Origin of the sequence: Clostridium sp. (genome assembly GCF_029267215.1) — a bacterium.
Taxonomy (GTDB): Bacteria; Bacillota; Clostridia; order Clostridiales; family Clostridiaceae; genus Sarcina.
This window is the reverse complement of record NZ_JARIDH010000042.1, coordinates 155,749-171,219: the sequence shown is the minus strand read 5'-3', so window position 1 is coordinate 171,219 and position 15,471 is coordinate 155,749. Positions and strand designations below refer to the sequence as shown.

General features: G+C 27.0%; 18 protein-coding genes. 16 read left to right on the top strand and 2 right to left on the bottom strand.

Annotated elements, in window-relative coordinates; all coding sequences use genetic code 11:
• The first annotated feature begins 62 nt into the window (after positions 1-62).
• The 6 genes from Q1K13_RS07715 (at position 63) to Q1K13_RS07690 (ending at position 4,316) form a co-directional block, all read left to right on the top strand.
• A complete protein-coding gene (locus Q1K13_RS07715; RefSeq protein ID WP_300349119.1) occupies positions 63-992 on the top strand; it encodes a magnesium transporter CorA family protein in 930 nt (309 codons plus the stop codon).
• A gap of 62 nt (positions 993-1,054) precedes the next feature.
• Positions 1,055-2,461, top strand: coding sequence for an aminopeptidase (locus tag Q1K13_RS07710; RefSeq protein WP_300349116.1), 1,407 nt, complete (start codon positions 1,055-1,057; stop codon positions 2,459-2,461).
• Between the two features lie 367 nt (positions 2,462-2,828).
• The gene (locus Q1K13_RS07705; protein WP_300349113.1) at positions 2,829-3,188 is read left to right on the top strand and encodes a methylglyoxal synthase; all 360 of its coding nucleotides are present in this window, start codon (positions 2,829-2,831) and stop codon (positions 3,186-3,188) included.
• Positions 3,189-3,286: 98 nt separating this feature from the next.
• Entirely contained in the window at positions 3,287-3,559 is a 273-nt protein-coding gene (locus tag Q1K13_RS07700; RefSeq protein WP_300349110.1) for a phage holin, read from the top strand.
• An 88-nt stretch (positions 3,560-3,647) separates the two neighbouring features.
• The gene (locus Q1K13_RS07695) at positions 3,648-4,028 is read left to right on the top strand and encodes a RidA family protein (RefSeq protein WP_300349107.1); all 381 of its coding nucleotides are present in this window, start codon (positions 3,648-3,650) and stop codon (positions 4,026-4,028) included.
• A 42-nt stretch (positions 4,029-4,070) separates the two neighbouring features.
• The gene (locus tag Q1K13_RS07690; protein WP_300349105.1) at positions 4,071-4,316 is read left to right on the top strand and encodes a TIGR03905 family TSCPD domain-containing protein; all 246 of its coding nucleotides are present in this window, start codon (positions 4,071-4,073) and stop codon (positions 4,314-4,316) included.
• 65 nt (positions 4,317-4,381) lie between these two features.
• Here Q1K13_RS07690 and Q1K13_RS07685 read toward each other — a convergent pair whose 3' ends face one another.
• Entirely contained in the window at positions 4,382-4,846 is a 465-nt protein-coding gene (locus Q1K13_RS07685) for a GreA/GreB family elongation factor (protein ID WP_300349103.1), read from the bottom strand.
• 222 nt (positions 4,847-5,068) lie between these two features.
• Between Q1K13_RS07685 and Q1K13_RS07680 the strand changes: the two genes are divergently transcribed.
• The 8 genes from Q1K13_RS07680 (at position 5,069) to Q1K13_RS07645 (ending at position 10,753) form a co-directional block, all read left to right on the top strand.
• On the top strand, positions 5,069-5,989 hold the full coding sequence (locus tag Q1K13_RS07680; protein WP_300349102.1) for an HNH endonuclease: 921 nt from the start codon (positions 5,069-5,071) through the stop codon (positions 5,987-5,989).
• 33 nt (positions 5,990-6,022) lie between these two features.
• Positions 6,023-6,217 (top strand): DUF6440 family protein, encoded by a 195-nt coding sequence (locus tag Q1K13_RS07675; RefSeq protein WP_300349099.1) that lies wholly within the window; start codon positions 6,023-6,025, stop codon positions 6,215-6,217.
• Between the two features lie 154 nt (positions 6,218-6,371).
• Entirely contained in the window at positions 6,372-6,752 is a 381-nt protein-coding gene (gene mutT, locus Q1K13_RS07670; RefSeq protein ID WP_300349096.1) for an 8-oxo-dGTP diphosphatase MutT, read from the top strand.
• Positions 6,753-6,999: 247 nt separating this feature from the next.
• Positions 7,000-7,635, top strand: a complete 636-nt coding sequence (locus tag Q1K13_RS07665; RefSeq protein ID WP_300349093.1) for an HAD family hydrolase — start codon at positions 7,000-7,002, stop codon at positions 7,633-7,635.
• 9 nt (positions 7,636-7,644) lie between these two features.
• Entirely contained in the window at positions 7,645-7,983 is a 339-nt protein-coding gene (locus Q1K13_RS07660; protein ID WP_300349090.1) for an EamA family transporter, read from the top strand.
• Positions 7,976-8,308, top strand: coding sequence for an EamA family transporter (locus tag Q1K13_RS07655; protein ID WP_300349088.1), 333 nt, complete (start codon positions 7,976-7,978; stop codon positions 8,306-8,308). Before Q1K13_RS07660 ends, Q1K13_RS07655 begins: the two co-directional genes overlap by 8 nt.
• Positions 8,309-8,394: 86 nt before the next feature.
• Positions 8,395-9,873, top strand: coding sequence for a glycosyltransferase family 39 protein (locus Q1K13_RS07650; protein WP_300349085.1), 1,479 nt, complete (start codon positions 8,395-8,397; stop codon positions 9,871-9,873).
• Complete coding sequence (locus Q1K13_RS07645; protein ID WP_300349083.1) at positions 9,866-10,753, top strand: decaprenyl-phosphate phosphoribosyltransferase; 888 nt, start codon at positions 9,866-9,868, stop codon at positions 10,751-10,753. The genes Q1K13_RS07650 and Q1K13_RS07645 overlap by 8 nt, the downstream gene beginning before the upstream one ends.
• A gap of 254 nt (positions 10,754-11,007) precedes the next feature.
• On the opposite strand, the gene Q1K13_RS07640 is transcribed toward Q1K13_RS07645, so the two are convergent.
• Complete coding sequence (locus Q1K13_RS07640) at positions 11,008-13,605, bottom strand: SH3 domain-containing protein (protein ID WP_300349080.1); 2,598 nt, start codon at positions 13,603-13,605, stop codon at positions 11,008-11,010.
• Between the two features lie 198 nt (positions 13,606-13,803).
• On the opposite strand from Q1K13_RS07640, the gene Q1K13_RS07635 reads away from it, so the two are divergent.
• Together Q1K13_RS07635 and Q1K13_RS07630 are read left to right on the top strand one after the other, a co-directional pair.
• Positions 13,804-14,814, top strand: coding sequence for a serine hydrolase domain-containing protein (locus tag Q1K13_RS07635; RefSeq protein ID WP_300349077.1), 1,011 nt, complete (start codon positions 13,804-13,806; stop codon positions 14,812-14,814).
• Positions 14,815-14,841: 27 nt separating this feature from the next.
• A complete protein-coding gene (locus Q1K13_RS07630) occupies positions 14,842-15,432 on the top strand; it encodes a DUF2441 domain-containing protein (RefSeq protein WP_300349074.1) in 591 nt (196 codons plus the stop codon).
• Positions 15,433-15,471: the final 39 nt, after the last annotated feature.

The following is a 15,471-nucleotide window of genomic DNA, read 5'->3' as shown; positions in this document are numbered from 1 at the left end:
TTTTGATTAAAATTAAATAAATTACACAAAATATAACCATATCATAATTAAAAGGTGATGATATGGTTATTTTTAATATTAAAGAAAATTTTAAAATTGAAGAAAGTTGGAATTTAGATGAGTTTCCAGCTTGGATACTTATGGAAGAGGATGAAGTGCATCTCTTAGAAGAGTTATTTTCTTATGAATGTATAAGAGAATGTATAGATTATAAGCAGGAGCAAAGAATAGACTATTTTAAAGATTATATATTTATACTTATAGATATATTAGAGCAACAAGGTAATCAGATAATATCAAAGGAACTTGATATATTTCTAGGAAAAAGCTTCATAGTAACTGTTTATAAAAGTAATATATCAATTCTATATGAATTAATTGAGGATATCAAGGCTGGGAAAAATAGTAATCTTTTTAAGAGAGATAAAAGCCCTTCCATAATTCTTTATTATCTATTAGATAGGATTATAAGAAGTAATTATAATATAATTTCTAAGCTTGAAAGTGAAGGAGATAGAATAGAACTTGAAATTCTTAAGAATCCAGATAGTATTTATTTAAATTCTCTTTTATTCACAAGAAGAGAAGCTTATAAATTAAGAAAATTAATAAAACCTATTAGATATATAGGAGATTCTTTAGTTTTAAATGAAAATGGAGTAATAGAAAAAGAAAATATTATTTATTTTAAAAACATAAGTAATAAAATAGAAAAACTTATAAATTCATTAGATACCTTATCTCAAGAACTTGCTATAGTTAGAGAAGCTTATGAATCTGAACTTGCTAATAAAACTAATGAACTTATGAAGGTTTTTACCATTATAACAGCCGTTTTTCTTCCTCTTGAATTAATAACAGCAATATTTTCCATGGGCTTTGATTCTATGCCCTTTAAAACCTGTCCATATGCCTTTTATGGACTAATAGGCGTTTTGATTTTTATGGCAATATTTCTACTGTTGTTATTTAAAAAAAGAAAAATTTTGTAGTTTGACAAAAATTTTCTTAAAGTTTAAAATTAAATTAAGAAAAGATTAAGGAGGGCAATGTTATGGAAGATATAAAAAATCTAAAAAGAGATGAAAAAAATGCCTGGGGAATTTATGAAGAAAACGATATGAAGGAAGTATTTTCTTTAAGTGAGAGATACAGAAACTTTATGTCAGTTGCAAAAACTGAAAGAGAGTGTGTATCTGAAATCGTTAAACAAGTTGAAAAAGATGGATTCAAAAACCTTAATGAAATTATTAAAAATGGAGAAGAGGTTAAAGTTTCTGACAAGTTATATTCAGTAAATATGGATAAGACAATAACTTTAATCAAAGTTGGAAAAGAAGCCTTAGAAAAAGGATTAAGAATAGTAGGTGCACATATAGATTCACCAAGAATAGATGTTAAGCAAAATCCTTTATATGAAGATTCAGGATTAGCATTATTAGATACTCATTATTATGGTGGAGTTAAAAAATATCAATGGGTTACTATGCCACTTGCAATACATGGAGTAGTTATCAAAAAAGATGGAACTAAAGTTAATATAGTAATTGGAGAAGAGGATAGTGATCCAGTAATAGGAATCTCAGATCTTTTAATTCACCTTTCAGCAGATCAACTTGGTAAAACAGGGTCTAAGGTGATTGAAGGAGAAGATTTAAATGTTTTAGTTGGAAGTATGCCACTAAAAGACACAGAGGAAAAAGAGGCAGTTAAAGCTAATATCCTAGTTCTATTAAATAAAAAATATGGTATTACAGAAGAAGATTTTGTTTCTGCTGAATTAGAGATAGTTCCAGCAGGAAAAGCAAGAGATTATGGATTAGATAGAAGTATGATTTTAGCTTATGGTCATGATGATAGAATTTGTGCTTATACTTCAGTAGAGGCTATTATGGACTTAGGAGAAGTTGATAAAACTTGCGTGGCTTTATTAGTTGATAAAGAAGAAATAGGAAGTGTTGGAGCTACTGGAATGCAATCTAGATTCTTTGAAAACATAGTTGCAGAGCTTATGGATAGAATGGGACAGTATTCAGAACTTAAGCTTAGAAGATGCCTTCAAAACTCAGTTATGTTGTCAGCTGACGTTACAGCTGCATATGATCCAAATTATCCATCAGTATGTGAAAAGAAAAATACTGCATACTTTGGAAATGGAGTTGTATTTAGTAAATATACTGGAGCTAGAGGAAAATCAGGATGTAATGATGCCAATGCTGAATATTTAGCTCACTTAAGAAATATAATGGATAAAAATAATGTAGTATGGCAAACAGCTGAGCTTGGTAAAGTAGACCAAGGTGGCGGTGGTACAATCGCTTATATCTTAGCACAATACAATATGGAAGTAATAGATTGTGGAGTTGCACTTCAAAATATGCATGCACCATATGAAGTGGCTTCAAAGGCTGATATATTTGAAACTAAAAAATGTTATAAAGCATTTTATGAAGAAGCTTAAAAATAAAAATAGCTATGTAGTTTATCTACATGGCTATTTTTATTTTAGTTTGTTTTTTTATTTTACTTTAATTATGAATTTAAACTTAAAGAAATTTTTAAGTATATCTAACTAAATTTTTTCTAAGTTATATTAATTACTTAGTACTTTTAGTACAGTTTTTATAATATATTTATAATTTATAGTGGCTTTGATTTTGAGTTAGTCGTTAAGTTTGAATCAAAAATAGTTGTATAAAAGTTTTTAATAAAGATTGCTTTTGTTAAAAGAAAGTCTTCAACAAAAGTGAAATCTTGTTTGAATTCTAGAGTTAATATATAATTAATTAAGAGGTAGTCATAGAAAATAGGGAAAGGAAGATATTTTTATGAAAATAGCTTTAATAGCACACGACAAGATGAAAGAAGAAATGATTGAATTATCAAAGGAATTTGAGGACAAGTTAAAAAAACATATTCTTGTTGCAACTGGAACAACTGGTTTAAAGATTATGCAAAATACAGGATTAGATATTAAAAGATGTAAAAGTGGCCCACTTGGTGGAGATCAAGAAATTGGAGCAATGATAGCAAATCATGATGTTGACATGGTAATCTTTTTAAGAGATCCACTAACAGCTCAGCCTCATGAACCAGACATAAGTGCGTTGCTTAGACTTTGTGATGTTTATAAGGTTCCACTAGCTACTAATTCAGGAAGTGCTAGACTTATAATGGCTGATATATAAAATTTTTAAAAAAAGATAGTTTTAAAAATTTTTTTAGTTACTATCATAGCCTCCTTGAATATAATGAACTATGATTATATTTGTTGGAGGGAAATCTTATGTTAGATTTGAAAAGATTTAAAAATTATGGACTTTGGGTATCTATTTTTGCATTGATCCCTCTTGTTCTTGAAGGATTTAAGATTCATATTTTACCTGATAATTACAGTCAAATAGTAACTGCTATTTTGTCAATACTTGTTATGGCTGGTATATTAAATAATCCAACAACTAAGACAAAAGGATTTGTTGATGATAAGGAAAATTTAGAACCTAAGACTTTAGATGAGGTTAGTGAAAAAACTATTAAAAGGGAAAATAAGAATAAATAGTTAATAACAATTGAATTTAAGGTTCTAGTGTATTAAAATTAAGGTGTAGACATTAAACAAATGTATTGAAGAATAGGAGATGTTTTATATGGAAAAACAAATCATAAAAACAGACAAGGCACCTGGAGCACTAGGACCTTATTCACAAGGAATTATAATAGGAGAGTTAGTTTATACTTCTGGTCAAATTCCACTAAATCCTAAAACAAGTGAAATGGCAGAGTCAATAGAAGAACAAACAGCTCAATCATTAGAAAATATTAAGGCAATATTAGAAGAAGCTGGAACATCTATGAATAATGTTATAAAAACAACTGTTTTTTTAGATGATATGAATAACTTCTCTAGAATGAATGAAGTTTATGGAACTTATTTCTCAGAAAATAAACCAGCTAGAAGTGCAGTACAGGTTGCTAAATTGCCTAAAGATGCTAAAATAGAGATTGAAGTTATAGCTACATTAAAATAATTGCTATAATTTAATATGAATAATTTAGGGGAGATACTTAGAATGAATTATAAGACTACAGGTGTTTGTGCCAAAGAAATAATATTTGACATTGAGGATAACAAAATAAAGAATGTTACCTTTATAAATGGTTGTCCAGGAAACTTAATGGGAGTTTCTAAACTTGTAGAAGGGATGGAAGTTGATGAAGCTATTTCTAGATTAAAAGGAATAGATTGTAGAGGAAAAGGAACATCTTGTCCAGATCAACTTGCAAAAGCTTTAGAAGAATATAAAGCAAATAACTAAGTTTTCCAAAAGAGAGTATGAAAATTCATACTCTCTTTTTTATATAATATAAACCTTTGAATTTTTTAAAGTATTTCTAAAACTTCAACTGAATAACTTCCACCAGGGGCTGCAACTTCCACAATATCTCCAACCTTTTTCCCAGCTAAAGCCTTACCTAAATCTGATTCTATGCTTATGCACATATTTTCAAGGTCTAAATCTAAAGTAGTAACTAAAGTAATAATGTCTTCCTCATCATCCTCAACAAATCTTATTTTAGCCTTGCTATTCAAACCTAAAACTGATTTATCCTTTGATTCATCCTCAACTACGATTGCAGTAGAAATCATAGTTAAAAGATATTGTATTCTATTATCATTTTCTCTGTAATTTCTACAAGCCTCCTTGTATTCAGCATTCTCTGATCTATCTCCATGGGCTGCAGCCTCAAGCTTTTCCTTTGCAATTTTAGCCCTAACAACAGACATTCTATAATCTAATTCTTCTCTTAACTTATTTATGTTTTCTTGTGTCAAATAATTGTTCATAATAATACTCCCTTATAATGAATTTGTTTATCTTATCATTATACAACAAATACTGAATTTTTAAAGATGATAAATCAAATAAAAATAGTTTTAATACTATAATCTTAAACAATATACTCTTAAATGATTAAATTTAAGAAATATTATACAAATAATGTTATAATAAAATCATAATTAATGGTATAAAATAATATTAATTAGTTTTTGGTTGGAGGATAATAAGTGGGTAGAGTAAAATCATGGAAATATGATGATAAAGAGTTTAAATATGCCATAAAGGATTTAGATAAATCTTCATTTAAGAGGGGAAGTCATATTCCTATAAAGGTTAGGAAAGTTTTTGAATGTGAAAATGTTCAGTATGGACATAAGAAAGAGATTATTCTTATTTATGATGGAAAAATATTTAATGCTGATATAGAGAAAGAGGCCTCAGGTGGAATTAGAATGAATTGGAACAAGTTGATTCCAACAATGAAGAAAGTTTTTAAAAATGAAATAAATGACTTTGAAGATTCAGAAGAACTTAAACTTAGAGTTCCTAAGCTTAAGTTTATAAAACAAACTTCTTTAAGATATGATGTGGAGATGAGTACAGAGTATAGCATTGATTTTGTGGAAGAAATGGACAAGCTAGGTTTAAATATTTCGCATAAAGATATTGAAAATTCAAAGGATGTTGGAGAAGTAGTTGAGAGGGTTATTAAGGCTAGAAAGAATCAAAATAAGTTTAGACAAGCATTATTAAAAAGAGAGGATAAATGTAAGATTTGTGGACTAGCTTGTAAAGAATTACTAGTAGCAAGTCATATTAAAGCTTGGAGCAAGAGCTCAAAAGAAGAGAAGCTTGATCCTAATAATGGGTTTTTATTATGTTCAAAGCATGATTCTTTATTTGATAAGCATTTAATTACTTTTTCTCATGATGGGAAGATTATTATATCAAAAAGGCTTTCTGAAAGTGATAAAAATATATTAGGATTAAATGATAATATTATTATAGAGATTTCAGATGAAAATAAATATTATTTAAAGGCTCATAGAAAGGTTTTTTATGAGAATGAAAATAAATCTATGGAAGAAAATAAAGTTCTTATAAAAGCAAAAGAGATAGATACATTTAAAGTTGAAATCGAAAAATAGCTATTTAAATAAACATGAAAAGAGGAAAAAATTATGTTTGGAAAAGAGAAAAAGGATAAAAGATTTATCATTAAAGAAGAGCAATCACTAGGATTTAGTGTGATACAGGTAATTGTTGACACTAAAACTGGGGTGAATTATTTAATGACAATTGGAAGTGGACAAAATGTAATTACTCCTTTATTAGGGGCTGATGGGAAACCATTAGTTGATAGGGTTGAAATTTAGATTTTAACTTTTTTATAGAACATGGTTAATGCTCATTGAATTTTGGCTTAGAATAATTATTTACATATTTCTACTGAAAATTTGATTAAAAATAAGAAACCTTATAAAATAATAAAGAGTTCAAAATTAAAACAGATGAGATATGGAGATTGATATGAAAAACATAGAAGTTGTTGCAGCAGTAATAAAAAAAGAAGATAAGATTTTTATTACACGTAGAGGGTATGGAGAGTTTATTGATATGTGGGAGTTTCCAGGTGGAAAGATAGAACCTTGTGAAAGTCAAGAAGAGGCTCTTAAGCGTGAAATAAGAGAAGAGTTAGAATTAGAAATAAATGTGGGAGAATTTTTAACTACAGTTGAATATGATTATCCTAATTTCCATTTAACAATGCATTGTTTTATATGTGATATAGTATGTGGAGAAATAAGTCTAAATGTTCATAATGATGCTAAGTGGGTAACATTGGAAGAGTTAGATTCTCAAAATTGGATACCAGCAGATATAGAGGTTGTTGAGGCTTTAAAGAAATAGCTTATAAAAATAATAATTTCATAAAAATCGAATTCTAATAAAACCCAGTAGAGAGTAATTTTCTACTGGGTTTTAATTCATATAAATACATATTATTAAAATGATTTTTAATATATTTTCAATTTTTGATTAAATATGGTAAAATGCTAAGGGAAGTATTTTACTAATATAAATACTTATATACAAAATTATATTTTATAAATTTATAAAAGGAATATTAAATTTAAAATAACTTAGGAGAAATAAGATGAATACTATTAAAATAGCTTTATTTGATGTAGATAAAACATTGATACATAGTGATTCTATGTTTGATTTACTTAAATACACAATAAAGAAAAAACCTTATTTAGCTTTTAATTTACCTATATTATTTTTAAAACTATTAGCATATAAAGCTAAAATAATAGATACAACAAAAGCAAAGGAAAGCATGTTTTACACCTTAAATTATCTATATGAAGATGATTTAAAAGACTTCTATAATACAATTTTAAAACCTAAGATTTATAAAGATGCATTAATAAAAATTAAAGATTTAAAAAGTAGAGGATACTACATATTACTAGTTTCTGCTTCTCCAGAATGCTATTTAAAGTACTTTGAAGATGAAGAATTTATAGACTATGTAATAGGAACTAATCTTGAATTTATGAATGATAGATTTATAAATAAAATAAGTGGATTAAACTGCAAAGGTGAAGAAAAGGTTTCAAGAATAAATAGGTTCTTAGAAGAACATAATTTAGCAATTGATAAAGAAAATTCTATTGCTTATTCTGACTCTTTATCAGACTTACCAATGTTTAACCTTGTTAATAAGGCATACCTTATAAATAGTAAAAATTCAAACACTAAGTATGAAATATTAAAATGGAAGTAGGTACTAAATTTGAAGAATAAAAATCTAACTAAAGGAATAATTTTAATACTTTTATCTGCATTATGTACTTCTTTTGGACAATTACTTTGGAAAATGGGAGTTGATTCTAACCTGCTTTTATTACTCATAGGTTTTATTCTCTATGGATTAGGCGCTCTAAGCATGATAATAGCTTTAAAATTTGGAGATCTTTCAATCTTACATCCTTTAATGTGTACAGGTTATATATTTGCATTAATTAATGGATATTTCTTCTTAGGAGAAAGAATTTCATTTATACAATTTTTAGGAATTATAATTATAATAATAGGAGTTGTTTTTATAGCAAGAGGTGGTTCAAATGAATAATATATATTTAGTTTTTCCAATAATGACCTTTTTAGGAGCATTAGGAGGTTTCTTCTTTAAAAAAGGTGCTGAAAATATTGAAAACTTCACATCTTTAATATTAAATTATAGGATTTATATTGGTGGAATTTTCTATGTAACGGCAGCTCTGTTAAATATCTTTGTACTAAAATATTTACCTTATAGCATTGTACTACCACTTACTGCTATGACTTATATATGGACTATGCTTTTAGCTAAAATAGCCTTAGGTGAGAAAATAACTCGTAATAAAATTATTGGTACAGTATTAATAATTTTAGGATCAATATTAATTTCTATATAAAGAAATTCTTTGCTTTTATAATTAGCTTTTAAAAATGAAATTAGTCCATTTAATTTTACAAAAAATATATAGATTGGAGGTTTATAATGAAAAAAAATGTATGGCTTAGTAGTTTTTTAAATTTCTCATTAAAAATTTTGTTCCTTTTAATTTTAGTGGGAAGTCTTATGTACATGAATTCATATTCTGAATTCTCAGCTACTTCATTAATATTTTCCATAATATCAATATCATTAGTAACATTTGTGTTTTTATATTTAAAGAAAAATTATAATAAAAAACTCTTGATTTTCATTATTCTATTAATAGGCTTGATATTTAGAGTTTTATGGTTTTTAAATATAGATAGTATTCCAATAGGTGATTTTAATAGGATGTTTATATGTGCAGGTGAGTTTTTAAATGGTACTAGCTATATGTTTAAAGGAACAGCTTACTTTGGAAGATTTCCACATATGACATTAACAGTGCTTTATTTTGCATTAATAAGAAATTTTTTTGCTAACCCTTTAATAGTTATAAGACTTATAAACTTAATACTTTCAATGTTTAACATAGTTATACTTTATTTAATTTCTAAAGAGATTTTTAAAGATGAAAAGAAAAGTATTTGGGTTTTATTAATAAGTGCCTTATATCCACCTATGATACTATACAATAATGTTTATTGTTCAGAAAACTTAGCTATGCCATTATTATTATTTAGTGTGCTTATGTTTTTCAAGTCAATAAATAATAAAGAAAAAATATCATATTTATGTTTATCTGGAATCTTCTTAAGCTTATCTCATTTATTTAGGCCTAATGGATATGTTTTCATCATAGCTTACATAATGTATTTATGTATTTATTTTAAAGATAAAATTATTATTAAGTTTAAAAATAGCTTAGTTATATTAATTTCATTCATAATACCTTTTGTTTTAGTAAGTACATTTCTTATAAAACTTAATATAACTGAATATCCCCTTTGGCATGGAACAGAACCTCCAAGTATTTCTATGTTAAAAGGAACTAATATAAAGTCTGGTGGTAGATGGAATGAGGAAGATCATAAAGTGTTTGAAAAATATAATGGAGATTATGAAAAGGTAGATAAAGCTGCAAAAGAAATAATAAAAGAAAGATTAGTTAATACACCTAAGTTAAAACTTTTAAAATTTTATGTTTTAAAATTTAAAGACTTTTGGAGTAATGGAAGTTTTGCAGGTGATTATTGGTCTGAAGCTGGATTAGATGAAGCTTATAATAAAATAGATTATCTAAAAATGCTAGGTAAAGAAAATGGAAATATGATTATAAGAATTAGCAAAGAGGGTGTATTATATACTCAAAGTTTCTACATTATACTTATTTTATTATCATATGTTGGATTATATAGAAACAAGTCAAAAAGAAAGAACTTAATTGATCTTCTTTATATAATTTTTGGAGGTATGTCACTACAGTTATTACTTATAGAATCTCAAGATAGATATACATATCCTTTATCTTGGATATTTATAATTCTTGCTATAACTGCTTTTAACTCAAAGGAAGATGAGGAGGCTTTAGATTATGAATAATATTAAATACATAATTAAACTTCTTAGACCAAAGCACTGGATAAAGAATTTATTTATATTTGGACCAATAATTTTTTCGAATAATTTCTTTAATATTGATATTATAAAAAATAATATACTTACATTTATAGCTTTTTGCTTTATATCCTCTACAGTTTACATAATGAATGATATTGTAGATGTGGAAAAAGATAAAAAGCATCCAAAGAAATGTAAAAGACCTATAGCTAGTGGAAATGTAAGTATTAAAGAAGCCATATTAATTGGACTAGTACTTTGTATAACTTCTTTATACATATCATTTAGTTTAAAAGTTTCTATATTTGTAATTATAATTCTTTATTTAATAAATAATGTAGCTTATTCATTTAAAATAAAGAACTTCGTTATTATAGACGTATTTTCAATAGCTATTGGGTTTATATTAAGAGTTTTAGCTGGTAGTTTTGCCACTGGAGTGATTGCATCAAATTGGATAATTTTATGTACATTATTTTTATCTTTATTCTTAGGTTTTAGCAAAAGAAGAAATGAAATTATTTCCCTTGGTAAAGAGGCAAGTAGTCATAGAAAAAATTTATCAAAATATACTATTACATTTTTAGATAAAATAATAAATATATCTTTAACATGCACAATAGTGTTTTACTCAATATATTGTGTTTTAGGAACATCAATTAATCTATTTGTTTGGACGAGTATCTTTGTAATTTGGGCTATAATAAGATATTACTATCTAATATATTCTAAGAATGAAGTGGAAAATCCTACTGATTTAATACTAAAAGACAAGCAATTAATATGTTTAATATTAGCATGGGGGATTTTTTGTATAATAATACTTAATTTAAACAACATATATTTTGTTATTAATAATTGATTAATCTATAAAAACTTGAATATTCATAAGAGAATTAGGAATAAAAGCCATAATAATAAAAGGCTGCATTCAGCGCTTTCTTATAATACATGTAATAAAATTGATTTTAAAGTCTTGAATGCAGCCTAAATAAAATATAATTTGATTTATGTTAATATATTCTACATAAATCAAATTATATTTTTAAGATAGATTCCTATTGCTATTGTTTATATGTAAATCTAAATTAAAGTTATAAATAAAAACATCTTTATTTAATGAATAAACTTACTAGAACACCAACCTATATTTCCATTATAATCAACTTTATACCAAGCGCCACTTTCTTCTAAGATTTTAACTTTCTCTCCGTTTGTCATTATTGTTATTCTAGACAAAGGAGAAGAGTTTTGAACAGAGTGTAACCATAATCCACCATTGGCTTTTATATAAGCTACTTTTAGGCTTTGAGTATTAGGGGTAGTTATAACAGTTGAACTAGTAGGAGAACTTAGGAACTCCCTAGAGCACCAACCTATATTTCCATTATAATTAACTTTAAACCATGACCCATCTTTCTCTAATACAGTGACTTTTTCACCGTTACCCATTATGGTCATTCTAGAACTTGAGGATGAACTCATGGTAGAATGTAGCCATAATCCTCCATTAGCCTTTATATAAGCTGATTCAATTTTTGATTCACTATGATTTGTATCTAAAGGTTTAGTAGGTGTTACTTGGTTATTAGGCTTACTTTCTGAAGCTTTAGAACTTTGTGATGGTTCACTTAAAAACTTACTAGAACACCAACCCATCTTTCCATTATAGTTTACCTTATACCAAGAGCCAGATTCATCTAAAATTTGGACTTTTTCTCCATTATTCATAATAGTTAATCTAGAAGAAATATGAGAATCAGGACTAGAGTGTAACCATAATCCACCAGTAGCTTTTATATAAGCTGTTTTTAATGATGCTTCACTAGGTTTATTAGGTTTAGTCTGTGAAACTTTATTTGATGGTTTTTCTTCTTTACTTTGTTCTGATGGCTTTTGACTTTCTGTAGGTAAAGCCTTTGGTGAAGTTAAATACTCTCTTGCACACCATCCAGTTTTACCATTATAATTAACTTTAAACCAAGAGCCACTTTCTTCTAATATTATAACCTTTGAATCTTTCTCCATAATAGTTAATCTAGAGGAAATATAAGAATCCTTATTAGAATGTAACCATAACCCACTATTTGCTTTCACATATGCTGTTTTTATATTAGATTCATTAGATTCCGCAGGTTTATTAGGTTTAGCTATTGGCTTACTAGGTTCTACAGGTTTTGTTGATGGAATTTTTATTTCTGTAGGAGTGCTTAAATATTTCTTTGAACACCATCCTGTATTTCCATTATAATTAACCTTAAACCAAAAATCATTTTTGTCTAAAATAGTAACTTTTTCTCCATTTCCCATTAAACTCATTCTAGAAGAGGAGGATGAATTTGGAGATGAATGTAACCACAACCCACCATTAGCTTTTATATAAGCTGTTTTTATGATTTTTTCAGCTGGCTTACTAGGCTCAGTAGGTTTAACTTTATTACTAGGTTTTGAAGGGGTAATTGGTTCTACTGATTTTTCTTTTTTATTTGTATTATCAGTAGGCTTAATAGTTTTATCAGGAGTTACAGGTTTGTTTTCAGTCTTTGGCTTAATTTTATTAACTTGTTTATCCTTTGAAGAATCTTTTTCTTCTATATAATTAGTGTACTTATTACTTATGTATCCCTTTTCCCCTTTATAAAGAACCTCATACCATCCATTTGATGTTTTCCCTATAACACTAAATTCCTCTTTTCCATGAGCAAGTCCTATAGGTTTAATTCCTTGGCTTGTAGGAAAAGGTTTCTCGTTTATGTAAACATCTTGCTTGGCAATTACAGACCCTTTTAAAGGAGTAACTGTGAATTTATGATATTCTGAATTGTAAACAACATTACTCATATTAGAAGTATCTGAATTAGGATCTCCTTTTATTTGAGTACCTTTGTATTTATAATATCTTGTAGCTTTATATTGATTATTCCATCCATTTTCTTCAGCAGATGATTGTCCATTCATATTACGATTTGAATATGATTCTCCTTCAGTATAAGCTTCATTTCCCATTACATATGCAATTCCATTGGCTTTATCTTTCCATCCCATAAAACACATTGTATGATATTCTCCAGCAAAGATAATATCACCTTTTTGTATGTTTCCAAAGTCTCTATGCATTTCCCAATTATTATCTTCTAACCAATTCCAAAGAACAGAAGTATAACCAATATTATTTGGTACAGGAACTCCTATTGCTCTTAAACAAGAAGATTGGAAGAAAACACAAGTATTGCTTGGATCTCCATTGTGTAATCTAATAGCTTCTTTCATAGCAGCAGCTTGATTACTTTTAACTTTTTCATATTCATATAACTTTTTGTTTATTTCTGATGCATATCCATTTAAGTCGTAAGGAGATAATGCAAAGGAAATAAATCTAGAGGGTTTTGGAGTAGGTAACTTAATTGTTTCCATAACAGGCTTATTAGATGCAACCTCTTTTTTTATTTCAGCCTTCGTATTTTTTTTACTACTATTATTTATGTCATTTTTAACCTTTGACTCATCTTTAACTTTTACATTGGTTTTAGACTGATTTTCTTTTAAATCATTAGTAGTATTAAGATTATTGTTTGTTATTTTGGAATTATTTTCTTCTTTTTTAGAAGAATTAGTTTGTTTATTATCTTTATTTACAACAACTTTGGAGTTATTTAAATCAATGGTGATTTTATCATTTGGTTGTTGTTGCTGCTGAACTATTGCTACAGCCATAAAAAATCATCTCCTATTTTATTTAAAAATTTCCAATATTAATTATAGCATATTTAAAATTTTTAATGGTATAATTTTTTTTATATGGTATTAAAAAGAAAGATGGTGAATATAGTGAGTAATTAAGTATTTATAGTACTTTTTATGGTATAAAGTAAAGGTTTAAGTATACTGTTTAATGAAATAGGTGATTGTATTATGAAAAAATTTGAGAATTTAATAAAAGAAATAGAAGAAACAAAGAACTTTTCAGGGGTTGTAAGCTTAAGAAAAGATGAAGAAATATTATTTCAAAAGGTAGAAGGATATGCTGATTTATTTAATAAGAGAGAAAATAATTTAGAAACGAAATTTGGAATTGCATCAGGGGCTAAGGGTTTCACCTCATTAGCTATTTGTAAATTAATTCAGGATGGAAAGTTAAGTTTCAATTCATTACTTAAGGATTATATTGACCTACCTAATTATGATAACTCCATAACAATAGAACAACTTTTAACTCATACTTCTGGAATATCAGATTACTTTGATGAAGATATAATGGATGATTTTTCGGAAATTTGGAAGAAAACTCCTATGTACACCTTAAGAGAGCCAAAGGATTTTCTTAAAATTTTAAAAGAAGGATATATGAAATCAAAGCCAGGTGAGAAGTTTTCTTATAACAATTCAGCTTTTGTAATTTTATCTTTAGTTGTGGAAAAAGTAAGTGGACAAGCTTTTTCAAAGTATGTTAAGGAAAATATCTTAGATGTTTTAGATATGAAAAATACAGGATATTATGCTATGGATATGCTTCCTGAAAACTGTGCCTATGGTTATGAAGAAATAGGAGAAAATAAGTTTAAAAGCAATATTTATTCAATACCTGTTGTGGGTGGAGGAGATGGAGGAATATTCACTACGGAAGAGGATATGAATAAGTTTTGGAATGGATTATTAAGCTATAAACTTTTAAATAAAGAAATGACTAAGAATATTCTAACTCCAAAGATTTATGTAAATTATGATGTTTATTATGGCTATGGAATTTGGATTATTAAAAGAGAAGATAAAATATATAAATATTATTTACAGGGTGAAGATCCAGGAGTAACATTTATTTCATCAATATATCCAAATGAAAAAATGGTATTTAGCTTATTAGGAAACAAAGAATTTGGAAGTTTTGGAATTTCTAAAGTTTTTGAAGAAGAATTAGAAAAATAATATAGTTTATTGATAAAAGGAGAAAATATGAGAGAAGAACAATATTTTTATCATGTTGTTACTGAAAAACCTATGGAGATTGGACAAGTTATAGTTTTTGATGAGCATCATAAAAATGGAGTTTATAACAGAACTTATGACTTTGAGTTTAGAAATTCAAAAGGTAAAACAGCATTAGAAATAGTAAAAGAAAGAATAAAGGATGGAAAACTTAGTTTAAATGAAGAGGATACTAATGTAGTTTCTAATTATTTAGAGTGGGCAACTAAAGGATATAGAGAATTAATTTTAGAAATAGAAAGAAAAAGAGAAAATAAGAAAGTACCATCAAGAATGGCTTGTTTGTATGTATCAAAAAAGTTAGAAGATGCTAAAAAATGGGCGGAAAGCTTTATTTACTTTGGAAGACCTACTTTCCAAATAGTCAAACTTAAAGTTACAGGAAGATACTTTGAAGGTAATTCATATAATATAAAAACAGAGACAGTTTCAATAAATAAGCAATTTGAATTTGCTAAGGCCTATTGGAATAATGAACCTTGTGAAAATCAACTTATTGAAACTATTGTAGATGGAAGAATAGAAGTAGTTGAGATAATAGAAGAGTTTTATAGTTAGGCTTTTAAAATAATCCCTGCTAAATTTAATTAAGAAAAT

Coding starts and splice junctions, on each gene's coding strand:
- Q1K13_RS07715 (WP_300349119.1), top strand. CDS start 63: ATGGTTATTTTTAATATTAAAGAAAATTTTAAAATTGAAGAAAGTTGG.
- Q1K13_RS07710 (WP_300349116.1), top strand. CDS start 1,055: ATGGAAGATATAAAAAATCTAAAAAGAGATGAAAAAAATGCCTGGGGA.
- Q1K13_RS07705 (WP_300349113.1), top strand. CDS start 2,829: ATGAAAATAGCTTTAATAGCACACGACAAGATGAAAGAAGAAATGATT.
- Q1K13_RS07700 (WP_300349110.1), top strand. CDS start 3,287: ATGTTAGATTTGAAAAGATTTAAAAATTATGGACTTTGGGTATCTATT.
- Q1K13_RS07695 (WP_300349107.1), top strand. CDS start 3,648: ATGGAAAAACAAATCATAAAAACAGACAAGGCACCTGGAGCACTAGGA.
- Q1K13_RS07690 (WP_300349105.1), top strand. CDS start 4,071: ATGAATTATAAGACTACAGGTGTTTGTGCCAAAGAAATAATATTTGAC.
- Q1K13_RS07685 (WP_300349103.1), bottom strand. CDS start 4,846: ATGAACAATTATTTGACACAAGAAAACATAAATAAGTTAAGAGAAGAA.
- Q1K13_RS07675 (WP_300349099.1), top strand. CDS start 6,023: ATGTTTGGAAAAGAGAAAAAGGATAAAAGATTTATCATTAAAGAAGAG.
- mutT (WP_300349096.1), top strand. CDS start 6,372: ATGAAAAACATAGAAGTTGTTGCAGCAGTAATAAAAAAAGAAGATAAG.
- Q1K13_RS07665 (WP_300349093.1), top strand. CDS start 7,000: ATGAATACTATTAAAATAGCTTTATTTGATGTAGATAAAACATTGATA.
- Q1K13_RS07655 (WP_300349088.1), top strand. CDS start 7,976: ATGAATAATATATATTTAGTTTTTCCAATAATGACCTTTTTAGGAGCA.
- Q1K13_RS07650 (WP_300349085.1), top strand. CDS start 8,395: ATGAAAAAAAATGTATGGCTTAGTAGTTTTTTAAATTTCTCATTAAAA.
- Q1K13_RS07645 (WP_300349083.1), top strand. CDS start 9,866: ATGAATAATATTAAATACATAATTAAACTTCTTAGACCAAAGCACTGG.
- Q1K13_RS07640 (WP_300349080.1), bottom strand. CDS start 13,605: ATGGCTGTAGCAATAGTTCAGCAGCAACAACAACCAAATGATAAAATC.
- Q1K13_RS07635 (WP_300349077.1), top strand. CDS start 13,804: ATGAAAAAATTTGAGAATTTAATAAAAGAAATAGAAGAAACAAAGAAC.
- Q1K13_RS07630 (WP_300349074.1), top strand. CDS start 14,842: ATGAGAGAAGAACAATATTTTTATCATGTTGTTACTGAAAAACCTATG.